The 6,338-nt window shown below is 72.4% G+C and carries 4 protein-coding genes and 1 pseudogene; 1 reads left to right on the forward strand and 4 read right to left on the reverse strand.

The genetic code is table 11. From position 1 onward, the window contains the following. Nucleotides 1-28: 28 nt before the first annotated feature. Nucleotides 29-160: pseudogene (locus tag CKO43_RS25865) on the forward strand (zinc-binding alcohol dehydrogenase family protein); the annotation flags it as partial. A 4-nt stretch (nucleotides 161-164) separates the two neighbouring features. Here CKO43_RS25865 and CKO43_RS17720 read toward each other — a convergent pair. The 4 genes from CKO43_RS17720 to CKO43_RS17735 form a co-directional block, all read right to left on the reverse strand. Beyond that, entirely contained in the window at nucleotides 165-1,709 is a 1,545-nt protein-coding gene (locus CKO43_RS17720; protein ID WP_200379405.1) for a methyl-accepting chemotaxis protein, read from the reverse strand. A gap of 207 nt (nucleotides 1,710-1,916) precedes the next feature. Next, nucleotides 1,917-3,056 carry a methanobactin export MATE transporter MbnM gene (locus tag CKO43_RS17725; RefSeq protein ID WP_200379406.1) on the reverse strand — a complete coding sequence of 380 codons (1,140 nt, stop codon included), beginning with the start codon at nucleotides 3,054-3,056 and terminating at the stop codon, nucleotides 1,917-1,919. Then, the gene (locus CKO43_RS17730) at nucleotides 3,053-3,949 is read right to left on the reverse strand and encodes an MbnP family copper-binding protein (protein ID WP_200379407.1); all 897 of its coding nucleotides are present in this window, start codon (nucleotides 3,947-3,949) and stop codon (nucleotides 3,053-3,055) included. The genes CKO43_RS17725 and CKO43_RS17730 overlap by 4 nt, the downstream gene beginning before the upstream one ends. A 1-nt stretch (nucleotide 3,950) precedes the next feature. Continuing rightward, nucleotides 3,951-6,113 (reverse strand): TonB-dependent siderophore receptor, encoded by a 2,163-nt coding sequence (locus tag CKO43_RS17735; RefSeq protein WP_200379408.1) that lies wholly within the window; start codon nucleotides 6,111-6,113, stop codon nucleotides 3,951-3,953. Between the last annotated feature and the right edge of the window lie 225 nt (nucleotides 6,114-6,338).

Raw genomic sequence — 6,338 nt, forward strand, 5'->3', positions numbered from 1 at the left:
CAGCCAGGCCGGACTGCCGATCGAGGACCTCGACGCCGGCACCCGGGCGACGACTCGGGGCCGGCACGTCGGCGCGATCGCGGCCACGACCCTGCGCCGCGCGCACGCGCTGGTGGAAAGTGGCCGCGCCCGCGGCAAGGCGGTGCTGGCCGGGTTCTGAGGCTTCAGGCCGCGGCCGGCACGCGCAGGTCCTGCATCAGCTCGAGCAGGCGCTGCGACTGGTCGCGCAGGCTGGCCGCGGCGCGTGCCGCCTGCTCGACCATCGCGGCGTTCTGCTGCACGTCGCGGTCCATCGCCGAGACGGCGGTCACGACCTCGGCGACGCCGCTGCTCTGCTCGACGCTGGCGTCGCTGATGCCGCAGACCAGCGCACTCAGCCGCGCCATGGCCTCGACGACCTGGGCGATCGTCGCACCGGCCTCGCCGACCAGCGCCTGGCCGCGGTCGATGCGCTCGTGGCTGGTGACGATCAGCTGCTTGATCTCCTGGGCCGCGGTGCTGCTGCGCTGCGCCAGCGCACGCACCTCGGCGGCGACGACGGCGAAGCCGCGGCCCGACTCGCCGGCGCGCGCCGCCTCGACCGCGGCGTTCAGCGCCAGGATGTTGGTCTGGAAGGCGATGCCGTCGATGACGCCGATGATGTCGTTGACACGGCGCGAGGCGTCGCCGATCTCGTCCATGGTCTGCACCACGCCCTGCATCGTGCTGCCGCCGCGGCCGACGAGCGCCGACGCCTCGGTGGCCAGGTCGCGCGCGGCCCCGGACTGGTTCTGGTTGTCGCGCACCCGCTCGTCGAGCCGGCCCATGGTTGCGCTGGCCTGAAGGATGGCGCCGGCCTGGGCTTCGGTGCGGCGCGCGAGGTCGCTGTTGCCGCCGGCGATCTGCTGGCTGGCGACGGCCACCTGCTCGGCACCGGCACGCACCGCCAGCACGCGGTGCGCCAGGCTCTCGACCATCTCGTGCAGGTGCTGGCCGAGCTGGCTCAGCTCGTTGCGGCCCGGGAAACGTTCGCGCGCGGCGAGGTCACCGTCGGCGACACGCTGCGCCAGGTGCACGGCGCGGTCCAGCGGCCCGACGATGGAGCGCACGATCGCCAGCGCCAGCGCCAGGACCAGGACCAGCGCCGACAGGCCGATGGCCCAGGCGGCCCAGCCGACCTGGCGCACGGTGCGGTCGAAACGCGCGATGTCGGCATTGGCGCGTTCGGTGCCGATGTTCACGGTTTCCAGCACGCCGGCCTGGTGCTGCAGGAACTGGGCGTCGATCGCCTCCAGCCGCGGGCGCGCCGCCGCCAGGCCATCGCTTTCCATCAATCGCAGCGCTTCGTCCAGGCGCTCGATGAGCTTGAGACCCTGGACGTGCTGCGTGCCGAGCAGGCTGTCCTTCAGCGGCGACGGCGGCAGCTCCTGCCAGACCTTGACGCGCGCGTCGTAGTCGCGGCGCTGGGCGTCGAACTGCGCGCGCGCCTGGGCCACCGGCAAGCTGCCTTCGAGTGCACGCGACATCGTCAGCCGCGCATCGACCAGGTACAGCGGCGGCGGCAGGATGTCGGCGACGATGTCCTTGGATTCGAACACCGTGTGGCTGTTGGCGCTCAGGAAGCGGTCGGTCCACAGCAGCAGCGCGCCGAGCACCACGACCGCACCCAGCGCGACGCAGGCCAGCAGCGACAGGCGGCCACGGATCGAAAGGTCGTGAAGTGACGGCATGGGCAATCCGGTTCGAAGTCGGAGACGGGCGCGTCGGCGCGGCTCCGGCGCCACGGACGCGACGCCGCCATGATTTTAGGAATTCGCAACTCGATCAGATCTGTCATTTATGCGGGATAACACACGGTCTGGGCGGCGCCATCAGGGCGCCAGGCTGAAGCCGGTGCTCTGGCGCGCCCGCAGCGCCGGCCAGCCCCGCAGGCGCGTTCAGCGCTCGCCAGGCCGCGGCACCGAAGCCGCCGGGTCGGCAAAACGCGGGTCGTGCAGGAAAGCCTCGTCGGTCAGCGTCTTCAGGAAAGCGACCAGGTCGGCCTGCTCGCGCGGCGACAGCCGGATGCTGCCGATCAGCTCGCTCTTGTACGGGTTGCGCCGGCCGTCGCCGGCCAGCGGCCCGCTGCGCGTGAGCCGACCGCCAGCGGCGTAGGTGCGCACCACCTCGGCCAGCGTCTTCAGGCTGCCGTCGTGCAGGTAGGGCGCGGTGACGGCGACGTTGCGCAGGCTGGGTGCACGGAAGGCGCCCATGTCCTCGGGCCGGCCGCTGATCTCGTAGACGCCGCGGTTGCCCAGCGGGTAGGCGCCGCGGCCGTCCAGGTCGTACTGGCCGGTGTTGTGGAAGGGCGTGGCCGCCTCGCGGCTGCGCACGTGCACCGTCTGGTCGTTGAAGTTGAAGCCCGAGTGGCAATGAAAACACTCGGCCTTCTCGCCGAAGAACAGGTCGCGGCCGCGGCGCTCGGCCACCGTCAGCCGCAGTTCGCCGCGCTGGGCGCGGTCGTAGCGCGAGTCCAGGCTGATCAGCGTGCGCTGGAAAGCCGCCAGCGCACGGCCGACGTTGGCGAAGTTCAGCGGTGCCGCTTCGCCGGGGAAGGCGGCGGCAAAACGCGCCACCGCCGCCGGGTCGGCGCGCAGCCGGCCGAGGATGGCCTCGCGGTTGCCGTCGTCCACGCCCATCTCCACCGGGTCGGTGCCGAAGATCGGCACCAGCACCTGGCGCTCCAGCGTCGTCAGCGCCGGGTTCGCCCAGGTGTAGGTGCTGTGCCAGGCGACGTTGGCCAGCTGCTGGGCGTTGCGCCCGGTCTTCTCGCCGGTGGCGCCGACGGCCAGCGCGCGGCCGTCGGTGAAGGCGCGGCGCTGCTCGTGACAGCCGGCGCAGGCCAGCGTGCCGTTGACCGACAGCCGCCGGTCGTAGAACAGGTGGCGGCCGAGTTCGACCTTGGCCGCCGACATCGGGTTGTCGGCCGGCACCCGCGGCGCCGGCACGTCGGGCGGCAGGCGCCAGACCCAGGGCGCCTCGGTCTGCGCCTGCACCGCCGCCGCCGCCAGCAGCAGCGCCGGGAGCAGCCGCTTCATCGTGCCACCCCGCGGAACACGCGCTGCACCGGCGCGGCCGCACCGGGCCGCGGCGCCAGGCCGAAGGCGGCGAACAGCGCCGGGCACTCGGGGTCGTCGGGTGCACTCATGCAGCCGGCCGAGCCGCCGGCGTCGCGGCCCAGGTCGGCGTCGGCGACCAGCGCATCCAGGTTCAGCTCGACCTGCTGCCGCGCCGGGTCGAAACCGTCGAGCCGCACCGTGACGAGGTTGGGCTGGCGGCAGGCGACGCTGCCGGCGAGCACGTCGCCCTGGCAGCCGGTGGAGCCCAGGTGCAAGGTCCAGACCCGCACCGTGTCGCCGGCGCGGCGCACGCCGCCTTCGGGCAGCACTTCGATCTTCACGAACTTGCGCCCGGCCTGCCAGTTCCAGGCCATGGCCTGGCTGTCCAGCGGCGGCGGCGCCAGCTCGGGGTTGGAGTGGTTCAGCACGACGCGCCGCCCCTGCCCGTCCAGCGCCTGCAGCGGCACGCCGACGACGAAGGCCAGGCCCGTGTAGTCGCCCGCCGGCGCGTCGCCGAGCACACGCGTGTGCACGCCGGCCGAGCCGCCGGTGCAGCCGCCGCTGCCGTCTTCGAAGTCGATCAGCGCCACGCCGTGCGCCTGCCAGTCGTCGTCCGCCAGCCGCAGCGGCACGGCGCTGCCGTCGGCCTTCAGCAGCGCAAAACCGTGCAGGTACAGCCGCGCGTCGCGCAGCCGCACCGGCGTCGCCGCGCGCCCCAGCGGGCGCGCTTCGGCGGCGCAGTCGAAGGGCTTGCCGGCGGCCGCGAGCCTGAAGTCGATCGCCACCGGCTCGGCGGCCACGCTGCCGGCCACGGCGGCGAGCAGCGCGAGCAGCGCGAGCAGCGCGATGGGGGTCGGTCGTTTCCCCGCCATCTCAGTACCTCGCCTTCAGGCTGAGCTGCAGGCTGCGCGGCTCGCCGTAGAAGTTGTAGATGTTGGGCGTGCCGACCGAGGCGTAGTACTGGCGGTCGAAGACGTTGCCGACCAGCAGGCTGGCCTGCCAGCGCGGCGAGATCTCGTAGCCGACACGCGCGTTGAGCACCGCCCAGCCGCCGTTGACGACCTCGTCGCGCCAGCCGCGCGAGCTCTGCACCGCGCTTTGCGCCTGCAGCCCCAGCCCGAGCTGCCAGCCCTGCAGCGCGGTGTCGGGCGCGAAGCGGTAGTTGCCCCAGAGTTTGAGCTGGTGCTTGGGCGTGGCGATCGCGTAGACCAGGCCGGTGTTCACCCGGTCCTTCAGGTAGCGCGTCGTCACGTGCGTGTAGCCGGCGCTCAGGTCCAGCCGCGGCAGCGGCCGGCCGCTCAGCTCGGCCTCCCAGCCCTTGCTCTGCACCTTGCCGGCGTTGAGGTAGTAGCTGCTGTCGGCCGGCGAGTCCGGGTCGGCGTAGGCGCGACCGGTGTCGCGGATATCGAAATAGGCCAGGCTGGCGCCGAGACGGCCCTCGAACAGGTCGCCCTTGGCGCCGACTTCGCGCTGGCGGCCGACGCGCGGGTCCAGCGTGCCGCCGTCGAGCTTGGACTGGGTCTGCGGCACGAAGATGTCGGCGACGCTGCCGTACAGCGACCAGCGCGTGTCCAGCTCGTAGACCAGGCCCAGGTTGTAGGAGGGCTCGCCGTTGGCTTCGGCGCCGTCTTTCCAGGCGCGGAGGGCGGACGGTGCGATCGAACGGCTGCGCTGCGCGAAGTCGCTGACGCGCACGCCGGTGACCAGCGTCAGCGTGTCGGCCAGGCTCCAGCGCAGCTGCGCCAGCAAGCCGCGCTGGTGCGTCAGGCTTTCGCTGCCCGAGGTATAGGCGATGTCGGGTTCGGCCAGCGTGTCCAGGTCGCCGAAGACGACGCCGGTCCAGGTGGTGCCACGGCCGGAGACGCCGGAACTGAGGTAACGCTCGGCGTCGAGACCCAGCAGCGCCTCGTGCTTGCGGCCCAAGAGTTCGAATGGGCCGCTGGCGCTGAGGTCGGCGCCTTCCCGCGTGTAGTGGTAGTCGCCGCGGAAGCTGGCGTAGTCCAGCGTACCGGCGACCGGGTCGACGCCGGAATAGGTGTAGGCGTACTTGTAGTACTGGCGCTGCTGGCGCTGGTTCAGCGCGAGCTTGAGTTTCCAGCCACCGGCTAGGCGCTGTTCGATCCAGCCCGCGGTCTCGTCGGTGTGGTAGCTCATGCGCCCCCAGTCGGGCGCGTTGAAGGTGCCAGGCGAGACGTCCAGCAGCGGGTAGTGGCCGCTGGCGTCGGCGACGCTGGATGCCGGCAGGCCCGACCAGGGTGCACGCACGTCGTGGTCCTGGCCGGTCTGCGAGATCGACAGCGTCGTGCCCGGTGCCAGGTCCCACTCCAGCACGCCCATCGCCAGCCACTTGTCGCCGTGGGTGTGGTCGTAGAAGTAGTCGCGGTTCTCGCGCGAGACGACGACGCGGCCGCGCAGCGTCTTCGCGGCGTTGAGCGCGCCGGTGGCGTCGCCGGTGGCGCGCAGCGCGTTCCAGGAGCCGACGCTGAGGTCGGCGCCGAAAGCCGGTTCGGCGAGCGCACGTTTTTTCACCAGGTTGACGACGCCGCCGGGTTCACCGACACCACGCAGCAGCCCGGCCGGGCCGCGCAGCAGCTCGATGCGCTCGTAGATCGCGAGGTCGAACTGGTGCGAGGGCGTGAAGCCGTTGTACGAGGACACGCCGTCGTACATCACGCCCGGCGTGTAGCCGCGCACGTAGTACTGGTTGTTCATCGTGTCGTTGGCGATCACGCTGACGCCGGTGAGCTGCTGCATGGCCTCGGTCATCGTCGCCATGTCCTGGTCGTCCATCTGCTGGCGCGTCAGCACCGAGACCGACTGCGGCGTCTCGCGCGGGGTCAGCGCCTGCTTGCCGAGTTCGATGCGCTCGGCCTTGTAGCCGCTGGCGGCAGGCGCGCTGACGACGATCTCGGGCAGCACGCTGCTGGACGGCCGGGGCTCGGCCTCCTGGGCACAGACGCTGCGCGCGGCCAGCGCCAGCAGCGCGAGGGTGAAGGGGGCGGCAGCTGCCGCACGGAGGTGGTGAGGACGGTCCATCGTGATCGGGGCTCGTGGTCGAGCCGTGGCCGCAGGACGCCCGGCCGCGGCGGGGCGTCACGCGAATGGCGGATGAAGGCGGGCTGCAAACGCAGCCCGGCATGCAGGCCGAGCGGCACCCGGACGCGGCCGATGGCGGCGGTGCGGGGCGCGGATCAGGACAGGGGCGCGCGGGCTGGCGCGGCCGCGGGCGGCGTCGTCAGCCCGCGCGCCCCTGTCCTGATC

Origin of the sequence: Rubrivivax gelatinosus, assembly GCF_016583785.1 — a bacterium.
GTDB classification, from domain to species: Bacteria; Pseudomonadota; Gammaproteobacteria; order Burkholderiales; family Burkholderiaceae_C; genus Rubrivivax; species Rubrivivax gelatinosus_B.